Raw genomic sequence first — 25,198 nt, 5'->3', positions numbered from 1 at the left:
CATGCTACCTGAACGTTTCGATGTCGAAGTGTTTGACATCGCTCCGCCTCTCGGTTTAACGTTTCGCCGCCATAAATTTTGACGTCGAAGCTTTTGAGGTGAAGCGATGAGGATTCTCGTGCTGGGCGCGACCGGGTACATCGGCTCCGCGGTCACCGGGCGGCTCGCGGAGCACGGCCACGAGGTGGTGGCGCTGGTCCGCCCGAGGGCGGGGGAGGCCCGGTCCGTGCCGGGGGCCGCGGAGGTCCGCTACGGCGACGTCGCCGACCCCGCATCCCTCCGCGCGGCGGCCGGCGACGTGGACGTGGTGGTGCACGCCGCCGCCCCGACCGGGGACGGGGCGGCGGAGTCCGCCGCGGCCGACGCCCTGCTGTCCACCGGGGCGCGGGTCGTCTACACGAGCGGGATCTGGGTGCTGGGCGCGGGGGCGTCCGCCGAGGACGCCCCGCTCGCCCCCATCCCGCTCGTCGCCTTCCGGGCGGACGTGGAGCGGCGGGTGCGGGAGGCCGGCGGCGTCGTGATCAGGCCGGGCATCGTGTACGGCCGGGGCGGGGGCATCCCCGCCCTGCTGGCCGCCAAGGCGGCCGAGCACGGCCGGGGCCGGTACGTCTCCGCGGGCGGCCAGGAGCCCACCTGGCCCACGGTCCACATCGACGACCTGGCGGACCTGTTCGCGCTCGCGGTGGAGAAGGCCGACGCCGGCGCGGTCCTGCACGGAGTGGGGGAGGAGGCGGTGCCGCTGTCCGCCGTCGCGGAGGCCGCCGCACGCGCGGCGGGCCTCGGCGGCACCGGGGCGCAGGCCTGGCCGGTGGAGGAGGCGGCGGGCGACCTCGGCCCGGCCTTCGCCGAGGCGCTCGCGCTCGGCCAGGCCGTGAGCGCTGCCCGGACCCGCGAGGCGCTCGGCTGGCACCCGCACCGGCCGGGCGTCGTCGCCGAGCTCGCGGAGGGCTCCTACCGCGGCGGCCGATGACCGCACGGGCGGCGCCGGGCCGGCCGGTGCCGGACGGGCGCGGCCAGGCCGCTCCGGGTGATGCGGGCGGGCGATGCCGCGCAGGTCCGGGTGGTGCCGGACGGGCGGCGCCGCGCCGCCCGGCGGCCCGGCCGTGATCACGCGGGCCGGCCCCCGCCCGGGGCGGCCGGCGGTGATCACGCGGTTCGGCCCCCTCCCGTATCGCCCGGGGTGGCCGGCCGCTTCCAGGGAACGGTTCCCCAGAAGCGGCGGATGACCTCCCGATCCATGCAACTCTTTCAGAGAGCGCTCTCAGAAACTATTGACGTGAACGGGTTCACAGCGTCAGGATCTGCCCAGTGCGGACCACGGGGGACCGCCACACCCCCTGCAGTTCCTCGAGAACGGACCCTCGATGACCACACCTTTCGCCCGACGGGGCGCCAGAAGGAGCGGGCTCGCCGTACTGGCGGGCCTGACCGTGCTGGCCTCCGGGGTCGCCGGGATGCCGGGTGCCGCGGCGGAGACCGCGACCGGCGACCGGCAGCCGGTGATCGGAAAACCCTCCCTCGACCTGCGCGGCTGCGCCCGGATCGAGAAGAGGCTGCCCACGCTCTCCGACTGGCCGAAGGTCGAGAGCCGGATCAAGCGGAACCCGGCCGACGAGAGGCGGATCGCGAAGATCGTCGCCGGGATGACGCTCGCCGAGAAGGTCGGCCAGATGACCCAGCCGGAGATCGCCGCCATCACTCCTGAGGAGGTCGGGCAGTACGGCATCGGCTCGGTGCTCAACGGCGGCGGCTCCTGGCCCGGCCGCGACAAGCACGCCTCCCAGAAGGCCTGGCTCGACCTCGCCGACGCCTACTGGGACGCCTCGGTCTCCAGCCGGACGAAGATCCCGGTCATCTGGGGCACCGACGCCGTCCACGGCCACAACAACGTCTACGGCGCGACGATCTTCCCCCACAACATCGGCCTGGGCGCCGCGCAGGACCCGTGCCTGATCCGGGAGATCGGCGAGGCGACGGCCGAGCAGATCCGTGCCACCGGCCAGGACTGGGCCTTCGCCCCCACCCTCGCCGTCGTCCGCGACGACCGGTGGGGCCGCACCTACGAGGGCTTCTCCGAGGACCCCCGGATCGTCCGCGCCTACGGCTACGAGGCCGCCAGGGGCCTGCAGGACGGCGCCTCGCGCCGCATCGGTCCCGGCGGCGTCATCGCCACCGCCAAGCACTTCATCGGTGACGGCGGCACCCTCAAGGGCGTGGACCAGGGCGTCAACCCCTCGTCCGAGGCGGAGATGATCAACCTGCACGGCCAGGGCTACTACGGCGCGCTCGCGGCCGGAGCCCAGACCGTCATGGTCTCGTTCAACAGCTGGACGAACGAGGAGCTCGGCATCGCCGAGGGCAAGCTGCACGGCAGCAAGCGCGCGATCACCGACATCCTCAAGCGGAAGATGGGCTTCGACGGCCTCGTCGTCTCCGACTGGAACGGCATCGGCCAGGTCCCCGGCTGCACCAACGCCAGCTGCCCGCAGGCGATCAACGCGGGCATCGACGTCGTGATGGTCCCCAACGACTGGAAGGCGTTCATCGCCAACACGGTCGCCCAGGTCGAGAGCGGCGAGATCCCGATGGCGCGCATCGACGACGCGGTGACGCGCATCCTGCGCGTGAAGCTGCGCGCCGGCGTGCTCGACGGCCGCAAGCCCTCCCAGCGGGCCTTCGCCGGCTCCGGGCGCGCGCTGGAGGCCAAGGGCCTGGCCCGCGAGGCGGTGCGCAAGTCCCAGGTCCTGCTCAAGAACAACGGCAGGGTGCTCCCGCTGGCCAGGAACTCCAAGGTCCTCGTGGTCGGCAAGAGCGCCGACAGCATGCAGAACCAGACCGGCGGCTGGAGCCTCACCTGGCAGGGCACCGGCAACACCAACGCCGACTTCCCCAACGGCACCACGATCCTCGGCGGGCTCCGCGAGGCGCTGGGCGAGGCCGACGTCACCTTCAGCGAGAACGCCGACGGCGTCGACCCCTCGGCCTACGACGCGGTCATCGCGGTGATCGGCGAGACGCCGTACGCCGAGGGCGTGGGCGACCTGTCGCGGCGCACCCTGGAGGCGGCCAAGCTCTACCCCGGCGACCTGGCCGTGCTCGACAAGGTCGCGGGCAAGGGCGTGCCCGTGGTCACCGTCTACGTCACCGGGCGCCCGCTCTGGGTCAACAAGGAGCTCAACCGCTCCGACGCGTTCGTGGTCGCCTGGCTGCCGGGCACCGAGGGCGGCGGCGTCGCCGACCTGCTCGTCCAGGGCCGGCACCGCGAGGGCTACACCGGCAAGCTGCCGTACTCCTGGCCGAAGAGCGCCTGCCAGACGCCGCTCAACCCCGGCGAGGAGGGCTACGACCCGCTCTTCCCGCTCGGGTACGGCCTGCGCTCCGGCCAGGTGAGCTCCATCGGGAAGCTCGACGAGACCGCGCCGGAGTTCCCCTGCGGCTCCACCGGCGGCGGCGGCGAGGCGAGCGAGGACCTGGAGATCTTCAACCGCACCGACATCGCCCCGTACAAGAGCTTCATCGGCTCGGCCGACAACTGGGGCGGCACCGAGATCGGCCCGGACGGGACGGAGGCGCACTCGGCGATCAGCGTCGTGCAGTCCGACGTCAACGTCCAGCAGGACGGCCTGAAGGCGACCTGGAACGGCACCGGCCCCGCCCAGATCTACATGCAGAACCCGGCGGGCGGCACCGACCTGCGCGGCTACCTGAACTCCGACGCCGCCCTGGTCTTCGACACGGTCGTCCACCAGGCCCCGGCCGCCCGGACGGTCATCAGCGCCCACTGCGTCTACCCCTGCTTCGCGGAGGTCGTGGCGACCTCCCTGTTCGCCGGGATCCCCGCGGGGACGAAGACGACCGTCAAGATCCCGGTCTCCTGCTTCGCGGCGGGCGGCCTGGACCTGGAGAACGTCAACACCCCCTTCCTCGTCTACACCGAGGGCGCCTTCTCGGCCTCCTTCGCCAACGTGCGCTGGGTGCCGAAGGCGGCCTCGGACCCCGACGCGAAGAAGTGCTCCGACCTGACCTGACGCCCTGACCCCTGACGATCAGGACGCCCGACCCGGGCGGCCGGCGGCCCGACACCGCCACCGCCACCGCCGCAGAAGGGGTCCCCCGCCGGTCCGGCGGGGGACCCCTTCTTCCGTCACCGGGTCTTGCCCGGCGGGCGGAACACAGTGAAGATCATCCTGACTCGCCCGGCGACGTCGCCGTCATCCCCCGACTCTCCCCCCGACTCTCCCCCCCGGAGGCCCCGTGCGTTCCCCAGCCCGCCTCGCCCTCGCCGCGGCCCTGGCCGCCTCGCTGCTCACCGCCCTCGGCGCCGGCCCCGCCCACGCGGACGGCCCCCCGCTGACCGGCCTCACCCTCGGCGGGGTGCACAACGCCTACGAGAGGGCGGCCTACCCCTACCTGATCGACGCGCTCGACGCCGGGAACCGGATGATCGAGATCGACCTGTGGACCTTCTTCGGCCAGTGGACCGTCAGCCACTCCAACCCCTTCTGGAGCGACAACAACTGCGAGAAGGGCGCGACCGCGGGCGAGCTGCGCGACTCGGCGCGCAGCCAGCAGTTCCCGCACTGCCTGGACAACATCAGGGCCTGGCACGAGGCGAACCCCGGGCACGAACCGCTGATCGTCAAGCTGGAGATGAAGGACGGGTTCCACGACAACCGGGGCCGGGGCCCCGACGAGCTCGACGCCGTCCTGCGGGAGCGGCTCGGCGACGCGCTGATCACCCCCGCCGACCTGATGGGCGGCGGCCACCCCACCCCGGACGCGGCGGCCCGGGCCGGGGCCTGGCCCGCGGACCTGAAGGGCCGGATCATGGTCTACGTCATCCGGGGCACCGCGGAGAACGACAGCCTGCCCACCGAGCTGGAGTACGCCCGCCACCTGCGCGACCACCCCGCCGACGCCCAGGTCTTCCCGGTCCCGCAGGGCGCGTACGGCTCCGCCGCCGACCCGCGCCAGGCCTACGAGGAGTCCCTGCGCCCGTGGTTCGTCGTCTTCGACGGCAGCGCGACGGCCTTCGCCGCGCTGCCGGCCGACCGGCGGGCCTTCTACGCCCCCTACGTCACCACCGTCACCGGCGCGCACGAGGTCGCGCCCGCCCTGCACGCGACCGCCCCGTCGCCGGAGCAGGCACTGGCCCGCACCCGGCAGCTGGGATGCCTGGGCGCGACCGTCGTGTCCAGCGACTGGCGCACCGTCCCCGGCTGGCAGGGCCCGCACGACCGCGCCGGCTGCTGACGGGCCCGCGGGCGCCCGCCGCGGCGGGCGCCCGCGCAGCCGCGCCCACCGGGAACGGCGCCCGGGTGTGATCCGGGTCACGGGACCCCCTTCCACCGAGGGGGTCCCGTTGCTACATTCCACACGAGAATTCATTTCAATTCGCGGACCGGAGGGCTCGATGGCCGCTCTCAATCCCGGGCCGGGGCAGGCGGAGTCCGCACGACGGGACCTGCCGCCGTCGATGGTCGAGCGGATGACCCTGATCATGGACGCGTTCACCGGCCGGTCCACCCGGCTCACCCTCGAGGACGTGGCCCGCTGCACGCACCTGCCGCGCTCGACGGCGCACCGGATCCTCGACCAGCTGGTCCGCCTCCAGTGGATCGAGCACACCGCCTTCGGCTACGGGCTGGGCCCGCGCGCCCTCGGCCTCGGCGGCCGGGACGGCGGCCACGGCGAGATCCGCGAGGCGGCCGCGCCGTTCCTGCACGACCTGCAGCTCAGGACCGGGCTGGTCGTCCACCTGGCGGTCCTCGACGGGGCGGAGGTCTACTACCTCGACAAGGTCGGCGGGCGGTTCGCCGCCGCCGTCCCCTCCCGGGTGGGCGGCCGCGCCCCGGCCCACTCGACCGCGCTGGGCAAGGCGATGCTGGCCTGGCTCCAGCCCGAGCAGGTCGACACCCGCATCGGCGGCGCCATCAGCCGGCTGACCAGCCGCACCATCGGCGAGCTGGACACCCTGCACCAGGAGCTGAACCGCGTCCGGCAGCGCCGGGGGCTGGCCTTCGAACGGGGGGAGTGCTTCCCCGACATCGCGTGCGTGGCCGCGGCCGTGCGCGGCCCCGAGGGGCCGGTGGCCGCCGTCTCCCTGGTGGGGGACGCGCGGACCCCGCTGGAGCGGGTGGCCCCGCTGGTGGCCGACGTCGCGCGGCGCGTCTCGCTGGCCCTCTTCCCGGACGCCGAGGCCCCGCGGCGGGCCCGCCTGATGGCGGTGGTGCCGGAGCAGGGCTGGTCGCCGGAGACCATGAACCGCTTCCTCGCCACCGGCCAGGACGGCGACTGGCTGTGACGTCCCGGGGGCCGACCGGTCGCCGAGGCCGGACCCGCACACCGGCCTGCGGACCGCCACCCCGCACGGCCACCGGAACCACCGCTCGCGACCTGGTGAGTTGTTCCGGTGCGGTGCGGGACGCGGCCCCGGAACCTCCTCCTACACCCTGGCCGCGTCGCGGCGGTAGAGGCCGATCACCAAGATCAGGGCGGCCAGGAACCACGCCGCCAGCACCCCGACGCCCAGCGGATCGAGCGCCACCCCGGTGAGCCGGTCACGGGTGATCTCCGCGAGCCAGTAGCTCGGCAGCACCTTGGCCAGTGAGGCCATGAAGCCCGGCAGGACGTCCACCGGCATCCACAGTCCGCCGAGCATGGCCATCGGCAGATAGACCGCGAGGCCGAGCGGCTGCGCCGACTCCGGCTTGACGGCCATCCCGATGAGCAGACCGAGCACGGCGAACGGCAGCGAGCTGATCCAGCAGGAGAGGACGATCGCCAGCCACTGCCCGGCGGTGAGCTCGATGCCCTTGACCAGCAGCCCGGACAGGAAGACGAGCAGCACGGCCGGAAGCGCCAGGATCATCGCCACTGCCATCTTGACGGCGACGTAGCCCCAGCCCGGCAGGGGGGTGAGCCGCAGTTGCCTGTTCCACCCGGCCTGTCGCTCCAGGCCGACCCGGGGACCCACGGCGAACGCCACCGAGATGGCGCCGAACGCCGCCATGCTGATCATCATGTAGGTGTCCATGTCCAGTCCACCGGCTCGATCCGAGCCGAAGACCTCCGACATGACGAGGAAGAAGACCATCGGGAACGCGATGGTGACGACGAGGAACTCGACCGACCTGGAAAGGACCTTGAGCTCGGTCCAGATCAACGCGCCCATGGTCACACCTCCTTCATGACCGGTTCGTCGGCGGTCAGCGCGACGAACGCGTCCTCCAGCGACATCGCCGTCACCGAGATGTCACGCGCGCGGGGGTACTCCGCCAGCAGCGCGTGCAGCGCGGCGTCGGAGTCGGAGCAGTGCAGCTCGACGTGCTCACCCCGGAGCCGGGCGGTGCCCACTCCCGGCAGGGCGGCCAGCAGCTCGGCACTGGTGCCCTCGATCGTCGCCCTGATGGTGCGCCCGTCGACCTTGGCGACGATCGCGTCCACCGAGCCGTCGGCGACGATCTTCCCATGCCGCATCAGCACCACGCGGTCGGCGAAGTCCTGCGCCTCGGCCAGGTAGTGGGTGGCGAACACCACGGTGCGCCCGCCGGTCGTGTAGTCGCGCATCGCCGCCCAGAACTCCTGGCGGCTCTGCACGTCCATCGCCACGGTCGGCTCGTCCAGCACCAGCAGGTCGGGGTCGCACACCAGGGCCGCGGCGAACCGCGTCCGCTGCTTCTGGCCGCCGGACAACCCGCTGTATTTGAGCTTGGCGTACTCCGTCACCCCGGCCCGGGCGATGGCGTCGTCCACCTTCATCGCCTTCGGGTACTGCGCAGCCATCACCTGGACGATCTCCCGGCTGGTCATCTCGCCCAGGAAACCGCCCGACTGGAGCATCGCGCCGACCAGCCCGTCGGCCGCGGCCCGGCGGGGGGACCTGCCGAACAGTTCGATCTCCCCGCGGTCCGGGGTGGTCAGGCCGAGCAGCATCTCCATCGTGGTGGTCTTGCCCGCCGCGTTCGGCCCGAGCAGGGCGACCACCTCGCCCGGCGCGATGCGCAGGTTCAGATCGTCGACCGCGCGCACTTCACCGAAGGTCTTGTGCAAGCCCTTCAGGTTCACCGCCGCATCTGTTTCCGCCGTATCAGCCATGACTTCGACTATCGCAAAAACACCGGATCATGTCTGCTGCCGTACGTCTCGATAAAGAAACGCCGGGTCTTTTTCCATCCTCACGCGGCGTCGTGGTTCCGCAGGACGGTGGTGGCCTCGCACAGGTGTCCGGCCCTGGCGGGGCTGAAGTGAAATCCGCGCAGGATCGTTCCGCCGGAGAGGTGATGCTCTGGACGTCCACGTCGTGGGCGGGGTGTCCGGCCGAGCGGTGCGGCCGGCCGGCACCCGGCCGGTGTGAACGAGCGTGCCCTCCGGCGCCGGACGGTGCAGGAGGTCCTTCCTCCGGCCCGCGTATGTGTGCGGAGAACGCGCGGAGAAGGAGAGCGCTACCGTGGACCGCGGCGGATGTGAAATCGCTGATCGGCCGGGATCGACCCGTCCGATAAAATGGAATAAGCGCTCGAGAAAAGAAAGCCGGCGGCGACCCGGAACGCGTGGAGTCCGTCGACCCCCGCCGACGACGCGGTGACCCGCTCCCGGCGGACCTGCGGATGCGGTGCCGGCCCTCGTCCGGTGCCGTCCGAGGTGGGCCCGGAGGTCCCCGACGGCAGCCGGATCCGGATCGCCGGCATCCTCGGGCAGGCGTCTCCCGGCTCAGCGGGGACGAGCCCGGCTGCGCGCGGATCCGCCCAGCGCCGGCTCGGGTGGCTGCGCGGATCCGTCCAGCGCGGTCCGGGAGGGTGCGCGAGCCCGTCACCCCCAGCGGTCGCCCCACCCCCACGGTTCAGGACCGGCCGGCGGCCGGACCCGGGGTTCGCGCCCGTCCACGCCGAACCGCCCCCGGAAGAAGATCATCGGGCGCCGCCCGCCGGGCGTCTCCAGCTCCAGCACCCGGCCGATCACCACGTCGTGGTCGCCCGCCACGTGCACGTCGTACACCTCGGCGTGCACCCGCAGCAGCACGCCGCGCAGGGCGGGGGTGCCCCACCGGGACAGGTCCCAGTCGAGCCCGTCGAACCTCCTGCCCTCCCGGGAGCCGAAGCGCCCGCACAGGTCCACCTGCTCCTCGCCCAGCACGTTCACGCAGAAGCGCCCGGACGCGCGGATCCTCGGCCAGGTCCGGCCGGAGTGGTCGGCGCAGAACAGCACCAGCGGCGGTTCCAGGGAGACGGAGGCGAACGCCTGGCAGGCGAAGCCCACCGCCTCGCCGCCGTCGACCCCGGTGACCACCGTGACACCGCTGGCGAACGACCCCATCGCGCGCCGCATCTCCGCCGGGGTGGGCGGAACCGGGTCGGGCGGGGCGGCGCCCGCGGTGAGCGCGGACTCGGCTGTCATGGGATCACCTCGCGTGCTCCGGTACGGCCCGCACGGCCGCTGCCGGGCACGACCGTAGGCCGCGCCGTACCGCGTGCGGGGAGCGGTCCCGTTGAGCGGAAGGCCCCGCGCCGCCCGCCCCGCGCGCCGACCCGGCCCGCCCGCCGGGCGCGGGCCCGCCCCGCGGCGGCCCGGCGCCGGCGTCCCGCTGGCCGGGATCGCCGCGCCCGCCCCGCGCCGCCGCGTGGTTACGTTCCTGCGACACCGGCGCCCCCGCCGGACGCCCCCGCGGGCCCCGGCACCCACCCAACGACCCCCAGCGACCGAGGCGGATGGATGAGCACGGAGCCGAGCTACGAGTCGACGCTGCGCGAACTCGCGACCGATCAGGGCGTGCTGCGCTACCACGAGGCCGGCGACGGCCCGCCCCTTGTCCTGCTGCACGGCTCCGGCCCCGGCGTCACCGGCTGGCGGAACTTCCGCGGCAACCTCGCGGCCCTCGCCGAGCGCTTCCGCTGCCTGATCCTGGAGTTCCCCGGCTTCGGCGTCAGCGACCCGACCGGCGCCCACCCGATGGCCGCCGCGCCCGGCGCGGTGCTCCGCCTCCTCGACGGGCTCGGCATCGAGCAGGCCGACCTGATCGGCAACTCCATGGGCGGCATCGTCGCCGCCCAGGTGGCGGTCTCCCACCCCGGCCGGGTCCGCCGGCTGGTCACCGTCGGAGGGCTCGGCACGAACCTGTTCAGCCCCGGCCCGGGCGAGGGCGTCAGGCTGCTCACGGAGTTCGCCGAGCGGCCCACCCGCGAGGCGCTGGTGCGCTGGCTGCACTCCATGGTCTACGACCCGGCCCTGGTCACCGGGGAACTGGTCGAGGAGCGCTGGGCGCAGGCCACCCACCCCGACGCCCTCGCCTCCGCCCGCCGGATGTACGGCCGGGCCGCGGTCGCCGCGCGCACCGCCGCCCTGGCGGCCTCCGACGCCCCGCCGTACTGGGCGACGCTGCACAGGATCAGGGCCAAGACGCTGATCACCTGGGGCCGCGACGACCGGGTCAGCCCCCTGGACATGGCGATCGTGCCGATGCGGACCATCCCCGACGCGGAGCTGCACGTGTTCCCCGACTGCGGGCACTGGGTGATGATCGAGCAGCGGGCCGCCTGGGAGAGCGCCGTGCTGGCCTTCCTGACCCGCAAGGAGGCCCCGTGAGCGAGCCGGAGTGGGACGAGGAGTACGACCTCGTCATCGTCGGCAGCGGCGGGGGCGGCATGACGGCCGCGCTCACCGCCGCCGCCGAGGGGCTGAGCGCCCTCATCGTCGAGAAGGGCTCCCGGTACGGCGGGAGCACCGCGATCTCCGGCGGCGGCGTCTGGATCCCCGGCAACCCCGTGCTGCGCGCCGAGGGGCACGACGACGACCGCGAGCACGTCCGCCGCTATCTCGGCCTGCTGACCGCCGGGCGGGTGCCCGCGGCCCGGCTCGACGCCTACGTCGACCACGGCCCGGCCGCGATGGAGCTGCTCTGCCGGAGCAGGTGGATGCGCTTCTCCTGGACCAGGGGCTACCCCGACTACCACCCCGAGCTGGAGGGCGGCCGGCCGCTCGGCCGCTCCGTCGAGGCGCTGCCGTTCGACACCCGCAGGCTCGGCCCCGACGAGCGCCACCAGCGCCCCAACAGCATGAAGGGCCCGCTGGGCCTGTGGATCACCGCCAAGGACTACCACGACCTGGCGATGGCCAAGCGGACCTGGCGCGGCCGCTGGGCCTCGGTCGTGGCCGCCTGGCGGGTCTCCTCCAACCTGGTGCGCCGCCGCCACATGGCCACCGGCGGGCGCGCGCTCGTCGCCCGCATGCGCATGGCGCTCAAGGACGCCGGGGTCCCGATCCGGCTGAGGACCGCCATGACCGGCCTCGTCACCGACGGCCGCGGCGCCGTCACCGGCGTCGTCGCCGAGCACGAGGGCCGCACCCTGCGGCTGCGCGGCCGCTGCGGCGTGCTGCTGGCGAGCGGCGGCTTCGACCACAACCGCGAGCTGCGCGAGAAGTACCTGCCGGAGGGCGGCAGGGCCGACTTCAGCATGGGCGCCCGGGAGAACACCGGTGACGGCATCCTGGCCGGCGAGCGGGTCGGCGCGGCGCTCGACCTGATGGACGACGCCTGGTGGATGCCCGCGGTCCGCCACCCGGCGGGCGCGCTCATCCCGCTGCTGTCGGAGCGCTGCATCCCGCGCTCGGTCATCGTCTCGGCCGACGGGCGGCGCTTCACCAACGAGTCGGCGCCGTACGTCAACTTCGTCCACGACCAGCTCGCGGGCGGCCACGTCCCGGCGTGGTTCGTGATGGACGCCACCGCCCGCGCCCGCTACCCGTTCGCGCAGATCCTGCCCGGAGCGCCGATCCCGCAGGCGTTCTACGACGCCGGCATCGTGCACCGGGCGGGCACCCTCACCGAGCTGGCGGAGCGGATCGGCGCGCCGCCGGACAACCTGGCCGCGACCGTCGAGCGCTTCAACGGCTTCGCCCGCGCCGGCCGGGACACCGACTTCGGCCGGGGCGACAGCGCCTACGACCGCTACTACGGCGACCCCACCCTGCCGAACCCGAACCTCGACGTGATCGACCGGGCGCCGTACTACGCCGTCCGCGTGGAGGCCGGCGACCTCGGCACCAAGGGCGGGCTGGTCTGCGACGAGCACAGCCGGGTGCTGCGCGAGGACGGGTCGGTGATCGAGGGCCTGTACGCCACCGGCAACGTCTCGGCCTCGGTGATGGGCCACGAGTACGCCGGTCCCGGCGCCACGATCGGCCCGTCCATGGTCTTCGGCTACATCGCCGCCCGGCACGCCGCCGGGCGGGCGCGCGGCGGACGGGGCCCGGCCGGCCGCCGGACCGGCCGGGCCCCCCGGGGGACGTGACCGTGACGCCGCCCGGACCGCTCAGGGTGCGCGTCGTCGAGGTGATCCGGGAGACCGCGGACGCGCACTCGCTCGTGCTCGAACCCGCCGACGGCGACCGCGACCGGTTCGGCTACCGGCCCGGCCAGTTCCTGACCGTCCGGATCCCCGCCGCGGGGGAGGGCTGGGCGGCCCGCTGCTACTCGCTGTGCAGCTCCCCGGCCTGCGACGAGAAGCTCAAGGTGACCGTCAAGCGGGTCGCGGGCGGCCACGGCTCCAACTGGATCTGCGACCACGTCGCCGAGGGCGACGTGCTGGAGGTGCTGCGGCCCTCCGGCACGTTCACCCCCCGCACGCTCGACGGCGACCTGCTGCTGCTGGCCGCCGGGAGCGGCGTCACGCCGGTGATGTCGATCCTCAAGTCCTGCCTGTACGCGGGGACCGGGTCCGTCGCCCTCGTCTACGCCAACCGGGACGAGAACTCGGTGATCTTCCGGGACGAGCTGGCCGCGCTGGCCCGCGAGCACGCCGGCCGGCTCACCGTGATCCACTGGCTGGAGTCGGTGCAGGGCCTGCCCACCGCGGAGACCCTGGCCGCGCTGGCCGGGCCGTACGCGGGCCGGGAGGCGTTCGTCTGCGGGCCCGAGCCGTTCATGGACCGGGCGGCCGAGGCCCTCGCCGCGCTCGGCACGCCGCCCGGGCGGGTCCACGTGGAGCGCTTCACCTCGCTGACCGGCGACCCGTTCGCCGACCCCGCCCCGGCCCCCGACCCCGCCCCGGCCGCCGGGAGCGCCGAGCCGGTCGCGGCCGCCGGGGACGGCGGGGAGCGCGCCGGCGAGGTCGAGGTCGAACTCTACGGCGAGGTCCGGACCCTGCCCTGGCCGCGCGGGCGCCGCCTGCTCGACGTGCTGCTCGAGGCGGGGCTGGACGCGCCGTTCTCCTGCCGGGAGGGGAGCTGCAGCGCGTGCGCCTGCGTGCTCCTCGAGGGCGAGGTCACCCTGGCGGCCAACCAGGTCCTCGACGCCCGTGACCTCGCCGACGGCCTCATCCTCGGCTGCCAGGCGATCCCGGTCAGCGAGCGCGTCAAGGTCACCTACGACGCCTGACCGCCCGGCGGGCCGGTTCCCCTCCCACTGAGCGGGAGAGGCCCGGCGCGCCGGCGCCGGCGCTGCGACCTTTGACCGCGTAGCGACCCCCAGGCGCGCCGCCGCGAGCGCGGCGCGGCCCGATCCACCAGGAGGCCCCCGCGATGCTGGACGCGGCAGAACGCCGGGCCGCGGCCGACCGGCTCTGGGCGGCGCAGCGGGACCGCGCGCCGATCGAGCCGCTGACCGCCTCCCACCCCGGCATCGGCGTCGTCGACGCCTACGAGATCCAGCTGATCAACATCCGCCGCAGGCTCGCCGCCGGGGCCCGGGTGTACGGGCACAAGGTCGGCCTGTCGTCACCGGTGATGCAGAGGATGATGGGCGTCGACGAACCCGACTACGGGCACCTGCTCGACGACATGGTCCTGCCCGAGGACACCCCGGTCCCGGCCCGCGCCTACTGCCACCCGCGCATCGAGGTCGAGATCGGCTACGTGCTCGGCGCGGGCCTGCCCGGGGAGGGCTGCACCGAGGCCGACGTGCTGGCCGCCACCGAGTACGTCGTGCCGGCCCTCGAACTCATCGACAGCCGCATCGAGGACTGGCGGATCGGCCTGGCCGACACCGTCGCCGACAACGCCTCCTCGGCCGGGGTGATCCTCGGCGCGGCCCGGGCACGCCCCGGCGAGCTGGACCTGGCCGGCATCGAGGCCGTGCTCTACGAGATCGGCGGCGGGGATTCCGGCGGAGGCGGGAGCGGGGTCGAGGTCGCCCGCGGCAGCACCGCGGCCGTCCTGGGCGACCCCACCACCGCCGTGGCCTGGCTGGCCCGGAAGGTCGCCTCCTTCGGGGTGAAGCTGGAGGCCGGGCACGTGGTCCTCCCCGGCTCCTGCACCCGCGCCGTGGACGTGCGCCCCGGTCAGGTCTTCCGCGCCGAGTTCGCCGGGCTCGGCTCCGTGACCGCTCGATTCGAATGAGGTGGGGACAGTGAGCAAGGCGACCGCCGCGATCGTCGGTTCGGGGAACATCGGCACCGACCTGATGTACAAGCTGCTCCGCTCCGAGCTGATCGAGCCGCGCTGGATGATCGGCGTCGACCCCGCCAGCCCGGGCCTGAAGCGGGCCGCCGACCACGGCCTGACCGCCTCCGCCGAGGGCGTGGAGTGGCTGCTGGCCCAGGGCGAGCCGCCCGACATCGTCTTCGAGGCCACCTCCGCCTCCGTCCACGCGGCCAACGCCCCCCGGTACGAGGCGCTCGGCGTCCAGGCGGTCGACCTGACCCCGGCGGCGCTGGGTCCCGCCGTCGTGCCCGCGGTCAACCTCGGCGCCCACCTGGAGGCGCCCAACGTCAGTCTGATCACCTGCGGGGGGCAGGCCACCATCCCGATCGTGCACGCGGTCTCCCGCGTCACCGGGGTGCCCTACGCCGAGATCGTCGCCAGCGTGGCCTCCCCGTCCGCCGGCCCCGGGACCCGGGCGAACATCGACGAGTTCACGATCACCACCGGCCGCGGCATCGAGCGGATCGGCGGTGCCGCCAGGGGCAAGGCGATCATCATCCTGAACCCCGCCGAGCCGCCGGTGCTCATGCGGGACACGGTCTTCTGCGCCGTGCCCGCCGACGCCGACCGCGACGCGATCGCGGCCTCGATCGGGGCCGCCGTCGCCGAGGTGGCGTCGTACGTGCCCGGCTACCGGCTCCGCGCCGAGCCGCAGTTCGACGACCCCGGGCCGGACGACGGCGGGCTCGCCCGGGTCGCCGTCTTCCTGGAGGTGGAGGGCGCCGGGGACTTCCTGCCGCCGTACTCCGGCAACCTCGACATCATGACCGCCGCCGCCGCCAAGGTCGGCGAGGGCTTCGCGCGGCGCATCGTCTCCGCCCGCACCTCCGCATGACCCCGCGCCGCCGCATCGGCGCGCCCCGCCGCGCCGATGCGGGCCCGCACCGCCGTACGGGCCCGCCCGAGCCGAGGAGATCCCCATGCCCTACAGCGCCGACCTCGACATCCGGGTCACCGACTCGTCGCTGCGCGACGGCTCGCACGCCAAGCGGCACCGGTTCACCGTCGAGCACGTCCGCTCCGTCGTCGCCGCCCTCGACGGGGCCGGCGTTCCGGTCATCGAGGTCGCCCACGGCGACGGCCTCGGCGGCTCGTCGTTCACCTACGGCTTCAGCCGCACCCCCGAGCAGGAACTGATCAAGGCGGCGGTGGAGACCGCCGGGCGGGCGAAGATCGCCTTCCTCATGCTGCCCGGCCTCGGCGTGCTGGACGACATCCGCGAGGCCGCCGGCAACGGCGCGGCCATCTGCCGCATCGCCACCCACTGCACCGAGGCCGACATCTCCGTCCAGCACTTCGGCCTGGCCCGGGACCTGGGCCTGGAGACCGTCGGCTTCCTGATGATGGCGCACAGCCGGCCGCCGGAGGTCCTCGCGAAGCAGGCGCGGATCATGGCCGACGCCGGCTGCCAGTGCGTGTACGTCGTCGACTCCGCCGGTGCGCTGATCATGGAGCAGACCGGCGACCGGATCGCCGCGCTCGTCGCCGAGCTCGGCTCCGACGCCCAGGTGGGCTTCCACGGCCACGAGAACCTCGGCCTCGGCGTCGCCAACTCCGTCATCGCCGTGCGGGCCGGCGCCCTGCAGATCGACGGCTCGACGCGCCGCTTCGGCGCCGGGGCCGGCAACACCCCCGTCGAGGCGTTCGCCGCGGTCGCCGAGAAACTCGGCATCCGCACCGGCATCGACGTCCTGAAGATCATCGACGCGGCGGAGGACGTCGTCCGCCCCGTCATGGACGGCGAGTGCCTGCTCGACCGGCTCTCGCTCACCATGGGCTACGCCGGCGTCTACTCCAGCTTCCTCAAGCACGCCGACCGCCAGGCCGCGAGGTACGGGGTCTCCGGCGCCGAGATCCTCATCGAGGCCGGGCGCCGCAACCTCGTCGGCGGTCAGGAGGACCAGCTCATCGAGATCGCAGTCGCCCTCGCGGCGAAGAAGTGAGAGCCGCCATGACCAATCCGGTACTCGACGCCATCATGGAGCGCGCCGACGAGATCCGCGCGCTCGGCGCCTCCAACGAGGCGCTCGGCAGGCTGGACGACCAGGCGGCCAAGGCGCTGCGGGACACCGGGGTGATCCGCATGCTCCAGCCGGCCGCCCACGGCGGGCTGGAGGCCCACCCCAGGGAGTTCGCCGAGACCGTGATGGGCATCGCCGCCCTCGACGGCTCCACCGGCTGGGTGGCGGGCATCGTCGGCGTGCACCCGTGGGAGATGGCTTTCGCCGACCCGAGGGTGCGGCAGGAGGTCTGGGGCTCCGACCCCGACACCTGGATCGCCTCGCCGTACGCGCCGATGGGCGTCGCCCGGCCGGTCGACGGCGGCTACGTCTTCACCGGGCGCTGGCAGTTCTCCTCCGGCACCGACCACTGCGACTGGATCTTCCTCGGCGGCATGCTCGGCGACGCCGGCGGCGCGGCGGTCCAGCCGCCCGTCCCGCTCCACCTGATCCTGCCGCGCTCCGACTACGAGATCGTCGAGGACTCCTGGGACGTGGTCGGCCTGCGCGGCACCGGGAGCAAGGACATCGTCGTCTCCGGCGCGTTCGTCCCCGACCACCGCGTCATCCCCTTCGCCAAGGTCATCGACGGCAGCGCGCCCAGGGAGGCCGGGCTGACCAACCCGCTCTACCACGTCCCGTTCTCCTGCGCCTTCCCGCTCGGCATCACCGCCGCGGTGGTCGGCGTCTGCGAGGGCGCGCTCGCCCACCACCTGGCCTACCAGAGGAACCGCGTGCAGATCACCGGGACGAGGATCAAGGACGACCCCTACGTGCTCTACGCGATCGGCGAGGCCGCCGCGGAGATCCAGGCGTCGCGCGTCGCGCTGCTCGACAACGTCTGCCGGATGTACGACGCCGTCGCCGCCGGGAGGGAGGTCTCCTTCGCCGAGCGCGCCGCCGGCCGCCGCACCCAGGTCCAGGCGGCCTGGCGCGCGGTGCGCGCGGTCGACGAGATCGTGGCCCGCTCCGGCGGCAACGCCATGCGCATGGACAACCCGATCCAGCGCTTCTGGCGCGACGCGCACACCGGCCTGGCGCACGCCATCCACGTGCCCGGCTCGGTCTTCCATGTCTCGGCCCTCACCGAGCTCGGCATCGAGCCGCCGCCCGGCCCGATGCGCTCGATGATCTAGATAAGCGGACATCCGGAGCCCGGCCGATGCAGGAAAGGGCGGAGGGAGAGGGCGGCCGGTGGCATCGGTACGGGTCGGACGGCGGCGGATCGGCCGCCCCGGGAGGTCCCGAAGCGGCCGATCGCACAGCCAGGGCGGGATCAATTCATGGGCTTCGGCTTCCAGAGCACGGCGTGCGGTTGGTTACCGGAGTACAGCGCCATCCCGACGATCTCTCCCTTGGCGTTGACGGCGTTGACGGCCTTGGCCACGCCACCCGGCGGGTCCGGCAGTCTGGCCGGCGCCTTGCCGGGATCAGTCCAGACGGACGGGTAGGCGGTGCTGTACGCCGTCTCGCAGCTGTGCAGGCCGACGATCACCCCGCTGTCGTTGATCGCCGCGGGCCGGGCGAGGCCGTTGCCGTCCTCGATCCGCCGCATTCCCGACTCGGCGCTCCAGACGAATCCGCCCTGGAGCACACCGTCGGTGCCCAGTGCCGACTCGCCGACCACCTGGCCGCGCCCGTTGAGGCCGCGCGCCTCGCTCCAGTCGCCGCCCAGCGTGCCCAGGTCCTTGACGACGCCGTCCTTCCAGAGGAAGGCGCGCTGGGTCTGCTTGTCCGAGGGGAGGCCGACCCCCTCCGTACGGCGGTGCGTGCCGGCGATCTGACCTGATCTGTTGATGTCCTCGGCCTCGCTGCCGCCGGTGAGGTCCAGATCCGTCCTGACGCCTTTCCGCACCACGAAGGCTTGGCCGCGCCTGGTGCCGTTCTCCTTCAGGACCCGGGTCTCCCCGATGACGGTGCCCTGACTGATGTCCTTGGGCAGCGCGGCGTAGCCGCCCAGCGTGCCGAGATCTTCCAGCTTCCCGTTGTGCCAGACGAATCCGTGGGTCCTGCGGTCGGCGGTATCGCTGTAACCGGTGACACGGCCGTCCTCGTCGAGGGCCACGGCCCGGCTCTCCCGTCCTCCGAGGGTGCCGATCTCCGTGATCTTGCCCTTGTCCCAGAGGATCGCCTGGCTCTCGCCCGACGCGCCCTTCCTCCAGCCGGCGATCTGCCCCCGGTCGTTGATGTCGAGGGCTGCACCGACCACACCGAGGTCGACGGCCTCCCATTTGTCGGTGGTCACGGGGCACCCCTGGACGCTCGCCGAGGCCGTGCCCGCTCCCGGAAGGTGGACCGCCGAGGTCACAAGGAGCACGCCCGCCAGGACGTTGATGGTTCTACGTGTGTGTCGCATGGATACCTCGTCAGCGGAGATAGTTCGTATACACGTGATCTGCGACCTTGTCTCCGGTGTCGAGCCCGTACGTGCCGTCGAACCGGTAGTGGACGCCGAGGTAGACGCGGCTCAGGGCATTCTCCTGTGCTGCGGCGCTGAAGCTGCTGAACGTGCGCGTGGCTCCCGGCGCGAACGGGTCATTGGTGGACGCGGTCCAGGTGAGGGCGTCGTCGCGGCCGAAGTAACGCCGCATGACGCCCGCCCAGGCCCCGGCGAACGTCGCATGGCCGGAGACGTACGCGGGGAAGTTGGGGGAGAAGTTGACCCCGGTGCTCCGCTTTGACTCAGGCTTCCACGTCGTGTCGGGTGAGGTGCTGGGGTTGCCGTCGGTGTCGGCGCGCCGGATGGCCGTCTCCGGACGCCACAGGTCGACGTCCGTCTCGTACTTCGCGTCCCAGGCGGCGATGCCGGCGTCGGCCATGGCGAACCCGACGAGCGCGAACAGCCGTGCGGTCTCGAAGGTGCCCTGCTCCTCCAGCTGCTCCACCACCGTCCTGGTGTGCTCGTAGAGCTGGCCCGGAGGCTTGTAGGTGGTGTCGAGATCGTTGGCCCAGAAGTGGGCGATGGTGGTCTGCTCGGCAGTGCGGTCGCTCGTCGAGGCGTTGGCCCGCCCGATCCTCTTCACCTCGTTGAAGTTGTCGGTGTACACCTGGCTGACCAGCAGTGAACTCAGGCCGGTCGCGCCACCGGGAAGCGCCGGCCGGAACTGGGAGCCCGAGGCTAGGGCGAATGGTTTGACGCGTCCCCACTGCGGGGTGGCGGCGGGGTTCGAGTCCGTCGGCTGCCAGTCTCCGGGCCGGGTTCCCGGGGTGTAGACCATGGCGTTCGACGACCCGTCGGAGGAGCGCGCGTTGATCATGGCCCGCGCGGCCTGGACGCCGATGGACTCTCCGAGCGCCCGGTCCTGCTCGCTGGGGGGATCGGACAGCGTCGCCGCGTCCGCCAGCGCCTGGGCGAACTCGGGTCCACGGTCGGGCCAGACTTCCGTCAGAACGGTGTAGGCGGCGTAGTCGATCGCGGTGGTGACGGCACCGTACCGCTGCCGTCCGGCCTGGACGTCGACCAGGTACGGCCGGCTCTGACCCCAGATCGAGTTGACGGCGTCGTAGACGGCGCCATGCATCATCGCGCCGGCCCTGGAGAGGGGTCCGGGCGCGCCGCCCACCTTCTTGTAGGCGTCCGTCAGCACCCGGGTCCAGTACAGGGAATGGGCCTTGCCCGCGTTCCCGTCCGGCGGTTCCGGTGCGGCTGTGTAGGTGACGACCAGTGTCGGAGCGGTTCCGCCGCTGCCCGCCGAGTCCGATGACTGCCAGGACCGGTGGTACTGGTTCGTGTACGGCGTGGGCTCCTCGGTGACCAGACGCAGCATGACGCCATGACCCGGGGCGCCACCGGCCCATGCCTTGGCGATGTCGGTGACGGACCAGGTCCATGTCCCCGTCGGAACCTGCGAGTTGCTGGTGCAGCGACCGGGCTCCACAGCTGATTGCTGGCCTTCGGTGGTGGTCGCCGGCTGGGTGTTCCAGAAGGTGTAGCGGTGGTCCCAGGAAGAGGTGATGCGCTGCACCCTGACGGTCTGCCCGGTGACGCAACCCCAGTCGAACCCGCCTGACCGCAGCTCCAGCCTGGCGTCCGTCACGTCCTTGCCGACCAGGGCGTCGGTGTCGAACGCCAGCAGGGCGCGCATGAACTCGCGGCGGGTGCTGGAGTAGTCGGAGTTGCCGACCGTGATCTGCTCGCCGTCCGACTGCGCATTGGGGGAGACCACCGTCAGGTCCGCCAGGGCGGTCAGCGTGGTCGTCGGGTCCACGGTGACCGGGTAGGTGGTGGCCGGGTCCGTCAGGAACTCCGGGTCCGGTTTGAGGACCAGGACCGGCCGGCCGTCCTCAACGGTCACCGACGTGTCGATGACGCCCTGATCGGCCGCCGCGGGTGCGGCGGTGGCGGGGGAGGACTTCTGCGCCGTGTCGTACATGAAGGGCTCGGGTGCGGCGGCGACCGTCGCTCCCTTGTCGTCGGTGAGCTTCAGGCCGCCCTGTTCGGTCTCTTTCAGGGTCAGGCCCTCGGCGGTGACGGGGAGCTTGAACTCCACCGGTCCGGCCGGCCTTTCCCGCAGCACCACGTCGTGCCGGAACCCGGCGGGCAGCGCGGTCACGACCAGGTCGGCGCCCGGGCCTGCGGCGTCGACGAATATGGCCCTGTTGCCCTCCAGCCGGGGCTTCGGCAGCGGAGCGGGCCAGTCCAGCGCGAACGCCTGGTCCTCATTGCGGACCAGTCTGATCAGCGGAGCCTCGTCGCCACCGGCGGAGACCTCCACCTGCGCCGTGGCCGCTCTCGGCCTGAGCACCCCGTCGCTCTCGACAAGGGTGGTGTCGATCGGTTTCCACGTCCGGCCCTGCTTGACCCGTACCGGACCGCTGGTCATCTCCGTGGTAAAGGTGCCGTCGGGATTGGCGTAGGTGAGACTTGTCTCGGTCGTCTCATCGGTGACCAGTACACGGCTGCCCTGGCTCCGGGCGGCGGCCATCGCCGCGTTTCGGCCGGACCGCTCGGTCACGGCTCCGGCTGCGGACGGTCCGGGCTCCGGGGCGGGCGCCGACGCGCTGGCCGTGTGCACCGATGACATCGCCAGAGACAGGGCGGTCGCCATGGTGGCGGCGCAACCCAGGAGTCTTCGCCGACGTGCCACCGGCGTCCTGGACATGTGGGGAGAGGAACTCACCAAAACTCCGTCCATGCGTAAGTAAGGGGAGTAAACGATGACCTTGTATAACAAGATCGAAGATCTTGATCCAGCCATGATCGATAAGTTGGGTCCGAATCGCTCATAAGGGCGTCACTAAAACGATCTTGATGGCTGTGGGGTGACGGGAACGTGACACGGCGGTTCCGGAACGCGGAATCCGCCCCGGTTCGTCGGGACTCTCACTGAGCGGGAGGGCCCGGGCGGGCCACCGGCGGCCCTGACACCGTGGAAGGCGCAAGGGCACCGCCCGCCCGGCGGCCGGACAGCGCTGACGGACGACGAACGGACGTGAGGTGAGGAGATGACGCAGATCCGCGGGCTCGGCTACCTGAGGGTCCGGACACGCGACCTCGGCCGCTGGCGCGAGCTGGTGATCGACGCGCTCGGCTTCGCCGAGGGCGGCGGACCCGACCCGGACGGCCTCTACCTGCGCATGGACGAGCGCCGGGCGCGGCTGACCGTGCTGCCCGGCGAGTCCGACCGGGTGCTGGCCGTCGGCTGGGAGGTCCGCGACCAGTTCGCGCTCGCCGCGGTCGGCCGCGCCGTCGAGGCCTCGGGCACCGCGGTCAAGGTGCTCTCGGCGCGCGAGTCGGCCGAGCGCGGCGCGGAGAAGGTCATCGCGTTCGACGACCCGGCCGGCACCCCCGTCGAGGTCTTCTTCGGCCCCGTCCTCGACCACGCCCCGCTCCGCACCGGCCTGGCGCAGGCGTTCGTCACCGGCGCCCAGGGCATGGGCCACGTGGTCATCCCCACCACCTGCATGGACGAGACCGTCTCGTTCTACGCCGAGGTGCTCGGCTTCCTGCCGCGCGGCGCGATGCGGATCGGCCCGAAGCCCGGCGGCCCGCGGATCCGCTTCATGGGCGTCAACCGGCGCCACCACAGCCTGGCGGTCTGCCCCGCCCCGCACGGCGGGGAGCCCGGCCTGGTCCACCTCATGGTCGAGGTCGACACGCTCGACGCCGTGGGCCGCGCGCTGGACAACGTGCGCCGGCTCGGCTTCTCCGTCTCCTCCACGCTCGGCCGGCACACCAATGACAAGATGGTCTCCTTCTACGTGCGGGCCCCCGGCGGCTGGGACATCGAGTACGGCACCGACGGCATGCTCGTCGACGAGACGTGCTACACCGCCGAGGAGATCACCGCCGACAGCTACTGGGGGCATGACTGGTCCGGCTCCGAGCCGCACGCCGCCTTCACCCCGCGCCCGTGAGCGGGCATGACGGGGAGCGGGCGGAGCAGGCCGTGAGCGGCCCGCCCCCGGTGGAGCCGGTCCGCGCCGGCGCACCCGGCACCGCCGACCACGAGTGCGACGTGCTCGTGGTCGGCTTCGGCTGCGCGGGCGCCGCCGCGGCCTACGAGGCCGCCGCGGCCGGCGCCCGCGTCATCGTGCTGGAGCGCGCCGGAGGACCGGGCGGCTCCTCGGCGCTGTCCGGCGGCGAGATCTACCTCGGCGGCGGTACGGCGCTGCAGAAGGCGTGCGGCTTCGACGACACCCCCGACGACATGTACGCCTACCTGGTCGCGGCGCTCGGCCCGCACGCCGACACCGGGAAGATCCGGCTGTACTGCGACGGGAGCGTCGAGCACTTCCAGTGGCTCTGCGACCTGGGCGTCCCGTTCAACGGGCGGCTCTACGACGCGCCGACCTGGATGCCGCCGACGGAGGACGGGCTGATGTGGCTGGGCGAGAACGCCTGGCCGTACAACACGCTCGCCCGTCCCGCGCCGCGCGGCCACCGGCCCGCGGCCCGGTCCTTCGCGGGCGGGCTGCTCATGGAGAAGCTGGTCGCCGCCGCCCGCGCCGCCGGGGCGCGGGACCACGCCGACACCCTGGCCACCAACCTCGTCGTCGGCGACGGCGGCCGGGTGAGCGGCGCGGTGGCCCGCCGGTACGGCGGACGGGTCGTCTACCGGGCCCGCCGCGCCGTCGTCCTGACCACCGGCGGGTTCGTCGACTCCGCGGAGATGCTCGCCCAGCACGCCCCCGTCCTGCTCGGCCACGGCAAGGTGAGCGACGGCCTCGACGACGGCGGCGGCATCCGCATGGCCGCGGCGCTCGGCGCCGCCACCCGGCGCATGTCCGCCGTGCAGGTCGCGCTGACCGCGCTGCCCGCGCTGGTCGTGCGCGGCATGCTCGTCAACGCCCTCGGGCAGCGCTTCGTCAACGAGGACGTCTACCCGGGCGCGTTCAGCGCGGCGGCCGTGCTCCACCAGCCGGGACCGTACTGGGCGGTCATCGACGAGGCCGGCTACGAGGACATCCCGGAGCGCGACCGGTGGGGCGTGCGCCCGACGTACGCCGCCGAGACGCTCGCGGAGCTGGAGGCGGAGCTCGGCATGCCCGCCGGGGCGCTGGAGACGACCATCGCCGTCTACAACCGGCACGCCGAGCACGGCGAGGACCCGTACTTCCACAAGGACGCCCGCTGGCTGCGGCCGCTGAGGCCGCCGTTCGCGGCGGTCGACCCGCGCCTCGGCTTCGGCGCGGGCGGCCGGACGGACCCGGGGGAGGCGACCGGCGTGGCGGGCTTCACCCTCGGCGGGCTGCACACCACCGCCGACGGGGAGGTGCTCGACCAGCTCGGGCGGCCGATCCCCGGCCTGTACGCCGCGGGCCGGGCCGCCTCCGGCATGCACGGCGAGGGCTATGTCAGCGGCACGTCGCTGGGCGACGGCACCTTCTTCGGCCGCCGCGCCGGCCGCGCCGCGGCCCGCCGGCCGTGACGGTCGCCCGCGGAGCGTCCGTCCTCCCTTCCGGCGTCCTGGAAGCGGCCGGCGGGGAACCGATCGAACCGGGCTGGACATCACTACGGAGCCCGTCCGGAGGCCACGGATCCGTCAACCGCCAGTGAGGCGTGCAGCGTCCGCACCCCCATGACGGAACGCTCGTTCACGGTGATCCTGAGAATCCCGTCCCTCGGATGGAGTTTACATGCCGTGCTCTCCATCAGCCGATTGACCAGCCGTCGGTCCAGCCCATCCGTGCGAATAGATACGAAATTGGCTTCGCGGGGTCCTATGCAGTGCGGTGGAAACACTCCGCCGAGTAGAACGCTGATTTCCTCCCGTGCGGATCGGACCCAATCGATCATTGATCTCCGCTCGCGATCCCAGCGTGGGTCGAAAAGCGTGTCGAGCACGGCGAGCTGGAAATAGTCGAGACCGAACCGATCATGGCGTGAGCATATCTCCCCGACTGTGTCGGGCGGTGCGGCGAGCATTCCTATCCTCGCGCCCGCCACGCCGAACGCCTTCGAGAAGCTGACGCAGGAGACGATTCGACGAGCGGCCAGGCGGCTGATCCCCGTGTGCAGGGGGTCGTTGGAGAAGAAATCGTACGTGAGGTCCACCAGGCAGCGCACATCGGAGTCCGCCGGAAGGGGGACCGACTCGAGCTCCGCGAGGGAGATCGTGTGGCCCGTGGGATTGTTCGGGCTGCACAGAACCGGGACCTTCCGGCCCTCGTACCCGAGAGGGAGGCCGGGAACCGCGTAGTGGCTGTATTCCACCCCCACGCACTCCGCAGTGCGTTCGAAGCCGAAGAACCCCGGTCTGGGAAGAAGCAGCCCTCCTCCTCCCCGGAGCGTTTTTCATCCTGAGTAGCGGTCCTCTTCGATGAGCTGCAGGACGACGATG

General features: G+C 72.9%; 19 protein-coding genes. 13 read left to right on the top strand and 6 right to left on the bottom strand.

Features of this window, described 5'->3' with window-relative positions; genetic code table 11:
• Positions 1-106: 106 nt before the first annotated feature.
• The 4 genes from ABD823_RS28285 to ABD823_RS28270 all read left to right on the top strand — a co-directional run bounded on the left by ABD823_RS28285 (position 107) and on the right by ABD823_RS28270 (position 6,304).
• Positions 107-970 carry an NAD-dependent epimerase/dehydratase family protein gene (locus ABD823_RS28285; RefSeq protein ID WP_344864857.1) on the top strand — a complete coding sequence of 288 codons (864 nt, stop codon included), beginning with the start codon at positions 107-109 and terminating at the stop codon, positions 968-970.
• Positions 971-1,364: 394 nt separating this feature from the next.
• Positions 1,365-4,028, top strand: coding sequence for a glycoside hydrolase family 3 N-terminal domain-containing protein (locus ABD823_RS28280; RefSeq protein ID WP_344864856.1), 2,664 nt, complete (start codon positions 1,365-1,367; stop codon positions 4,026-4,028).
• 226 nt (positions 4,029-4,254) lie between these two features.
• Positions 4,255-5,253 carry a Ca2+-dependent phosphoinositide-specific phospholipase C gene (locus ABD823_RS28275; protein ID WP_344864855.1) on the top strand — a complete coding sequence of 333 codons (999 nt, stop codon included), beginning with the start codon at positions 4,255-4,257 and terminating at the stop codon, positions 5,251-5,253.
• Positions 5,254-5,413: 160 nt separating this feature from the next.
• Complete coding sequence (locus ABD823_RS28270) at positions 5,414-6,304, top strand: IclR family transcriptional regulator (protein WP_344864854.1); 891 nt, start codon at positions 5,414-5,416, stop codon at positions 6,302-6,304.
• Between the two features lie 141 nt (positions 6,305-6,445).
• Here the strand turns inward: ABD823_RS28270 and ABD823_RS28265 are convergent, their stop codons facing one another.
• From ABD823_RS28265 to ABD823_RS28255, 3 genes are all read right to left on the bottom strand, one after another.
• Complete coding sequence (locus tag ABD823_RS28265) at positions 6,446-7,174, bottom strand: ABC transporter permease (RefSeq protein WP_344864853.1); 729 nt, start codon at positions 7,172-7,174, stop codon at positions 6,446-6,448.
• A 2-nt stretch (positions 7,175-7,176) separates the two neighbouring features.
• Positions 7,177-8,097: an ABC transporter ATP-binding protein gene (locus ABD823_RS28260; RefSeq protein WP_344864852.1), complete on the bottom strand. Its 921-nt coding sequence runs from the start codon at positions 8,095-8,097 to the stop codon at positions 7,177-7,179.
• A 714-nt stretch (positions 8,098-8,811) separates the two neighbouring features.
• Positions 8,812-9,396 (bottom strand): flavin reductase family protein, encoded by a 585-nt coding sequence (locus ABD823_RS28255; RefSeq protein WP_344864851.1) that lies wholly within the window; start codon positions 9,394-9,396, stop codon positions 8,812-8,814.
• A gap of 315 nt (positions 9,397-9,711) precedes the next feature.
• Between ABD823_RS28255 and ABD823_RS28250 the strand changes: the two genes are divergently transcribed.
• From ABD823_RS28250 to ABD823_RS28220, 7 genes are all read left to right on the top strand, one after another.
• Positions 9,712-10,581, top strand: a complete 870-nt coding sequence (locus tag ABD823_RS28250) for an alpha/beta fold hydrolase (RefSeq protein WP_344864849.1) — start codon at positions 9,712-9,714, stop codon at positions 10,579-10,581.
• Positions 10,578-12,287 (top strand): FAD-binding protein, encoded by a 1,710-nt coding sequence (locus ABD823_RS28245; protein ID WP_344864847.1) that lies wholly within the window; start codon positions 10,578-10,580, stop codon positions 12,285-12,287. Before ABD823_RS28250 ends, ABD823_RS28245 begins: the two co-directional genes overlap by 4 nt.
• Before the next feature lie 2 nt (positions 12,288-12,289).
• Entirely contained in the window at positions 12,290-13,372 is a 1,083-nt protein-coding gene (locus ABD823_RS28240) for a 2Fe-2S iron-sulfur cluster-binding protein (RefSeq protein ID WP_344864845.1), read from the top strand.
• 143 nt (positions 13,373-13,515) lie between these two features.
• On the top strand, positions 13,516-14,331 hold the full coding sequence (locus tag ABD823_RS28235) for a 2-keto-4-pentenoate hydratase (RefSeq protein WP_344864843.1): 816 nt from the start codon (positions 13,516-13,518) through the stop codon (positions 14,329-14,331).
• 10 nt (positions 14,332-14,341) lie between these two features.
• A complete protein-coding gene (locus tag ABD823_RS28230; RefSeq protein ID WP_344864841.1) occupies positions 14,342-15,250 on the top strand; it encodes an acetaldehyde dehydrogenase (acetylating) in 909 nt (302 codons plus the stop codon).
• Positions 15,251-15,335: 85 nt separating this feature from the next.
• Positions 15,336-16,358, top strand: coding sequence for a 4-hydroxy-2-oxovalerate aldolase (gene dmpG, locus ABD823_RS28225; RefSeq protein ID WP_344864839.1), 1,023 nt, complete (start codon positions 15,336-15,338; stop codon positions 16,356-16,358).
• 8 nt (positions 16,359-16,366) lie between these two features.
• Complete coding sequence (locus ABD823_RS28220; protein ID WP_344864837.1) at positions 16,367-17,551, top strand: acyl-CoA dehydrogenase family protein; 1,185 nt, start codon at positions 16,367-16,369, stop codon at positions 17,549-17,551.
• Positions 17,552-17,691: 140 nt separating this feature from the next.
• On the opposite strand, the gene ABD823_RS28215 is transcribed toward ABD823_RS28220, so the two are convergent.
• Entirely contained in the window at positions 17,692-18,771 is a 1,080-nt protein-coding gene (locus tag ABD823_RS28215; RefSeq protein ID WP_344864835.1) for a hypothetical protein, read from the bottom strand.
• Positions 18,772-18,781: 10 nt separating this feature from the next.
• Positions 18,782-21,370 (bottom strand): DNRLRE domain-containing protein, encoded by a 2,589-nt coding sequence (locus tag ABD823_RS28210; RefSeq protein WP_344864833.1) that lies wholly within the window; start codon positions 21,368-21,370, stop codon positions 18,782-18,784.
• 490 nt (positions 21,371-21,860) lie between these two features.
• Here ABD823_RS28210 and ABD823_RS28205 point away from each other — a divergent pair, with 490 nt between their 5' ends.
• Both ABD823_RS28205 and ABD823_RS28200 read left to right on the top strand, forming a co-directional pair.
• On the top strand, positions 21,861-22,772 hold the full coding sequence (locus ABD823_RS28205) for a VOC family protein (protein WP_344864831.1): 912 nt from the start codon (positions 21,861-21,863) through the stop codon (positions 22,770-22,772).
• Complete coding sequence (locus ABD823_RS28200) at positions 22,769-24,286, top strand: FAD-dependent oxidoreductase (protein ID WP_344864829.1); 1,518 nt, start codon at positions 22,769-22,771, stop codon at positions 24,284-24,286. Before ABD823_RS28205 ends, ABD823_RS28200 begins: the two co-directional genes overlap by 4 nt.
• Before the next feature lie 83 nt (positions 24,287-24,369).
• On the opposite strand, the gene ABD823_RS28195 is transcribed toward ABD823_RS28200, so the two are convergent.
• Positions 24,370-25,071, bottom strand: a complete 702-nt coding sequence (locus ABD823_RS28195; protein ID WP_344864888.1) for an aminotransferase class I/II-fold pyridoxal phosphate-dependent enzyme — start codon at positions 25,069-25,071, stop codon at positions 24,370-24,372.
• Positions 25,072-25,198 lie beyond the last annotated feature (127 nt).

This window comes from Planomonospora alba, assembly GCF_039534085.1.
Classification (GTDB): Bacteria; Actinomycetota; Actinomycetes; order Streptosporangiales; family Streptosporangiaceae; genus Planomonospora_B; species Planomonospora_B alba.
This window is presented reverse-complemented; position numbering and strand designations above follow the sequence as displayed.

Excerpts from the sequence above, each read along its gene's own strand:
- dmpG (WP_344864839.1), top strand. The coding sequence starts at position 15,336 with ATGCCCTACAGCGCCGACCTCGACATCCGGGTCACCGACTCGTCGCTG.
- ABD823_RS28265 (WP_344864853.1), bottom strand. The coding sequence starts at position 7,174 with ATGGGCGCGTTGATCTGGACCGAGCTCAAGGTCCTTTCCAGGTCGGTC.
- ABD823_RS28255 (WP_344864851.1), bottom strand. The coding sequence starts at position 9,396 with ATGACAGCCGAGTCCGCGCTCACCGCGGGCGCCGCCCCGCCCGACCCG.
- ABD823_RS28260 (WP_344864852.1), bottom strand. The coding sequence starts at position 8,097 with ATGGCTGATACGGCGGAAACAGATGCGGCGGTGAACCTGAAGGGCTTG.
- ABD823_RS28235 (WP_344864843.1), top strand. The coding sequence starts at position 13,516 with ATGCTGGACGCGGCAGAACGCCGGGCCGCGGCCGACCGGCTCTGGGCG.
- ABD823_RS28220 (WP_344864837.1), top strand. The coding sequence starts at position 16,367 with ATGACCAATCCGGTACTCGACGCCATCATGGAGCGCGCCGACGAGATC.
- ABD823_RS28270 (WP_344864854.1), top strand. The coding sequence starts at position 5,414 with ATGGCCGCTCTCAATCCCGGGCCGGGGCAGGCGGAGTCCGCACGACGG.
- ABD823_RS28250 (WP_344864849.1), top strand. The coding sequence starts at position 9,712 with ATGAGCACGGAGCCGAGCTACGAGTCGACGCTGCGCGAACTCGCGACC.
- ABD823_RS28215 (WP_344864835.1), bottom strand. The coding sequence starts at position 18,771 with ATGCGACACACACGTAGAACCATCAACGTCCTGGCGGGCGTGCTCCTT.
- ABD823_RS28205 (WP_344864831.1), top strand. The coding sequence starts at position 21,861 with ATGACGCAGATCCGCGGGCTCGGCTACCTGAGGGTCCGGACACGCGAC.
- ABD823_RS28280 (WP_344864856.1), top strand. The coding sequence starts at position 1,365 with ATGACCACACCTTTCGCCCGACGGGGCGCCAGAAGGAGCGGGCTCGCC.
- ABD823_RS28285 (WP_344864857.1), top strand. The coding sequence starts at position 107 with ATGAGGATTCTCGTGCTGGGCGCGACCGGGTACATCGGCTCCGCGGTC.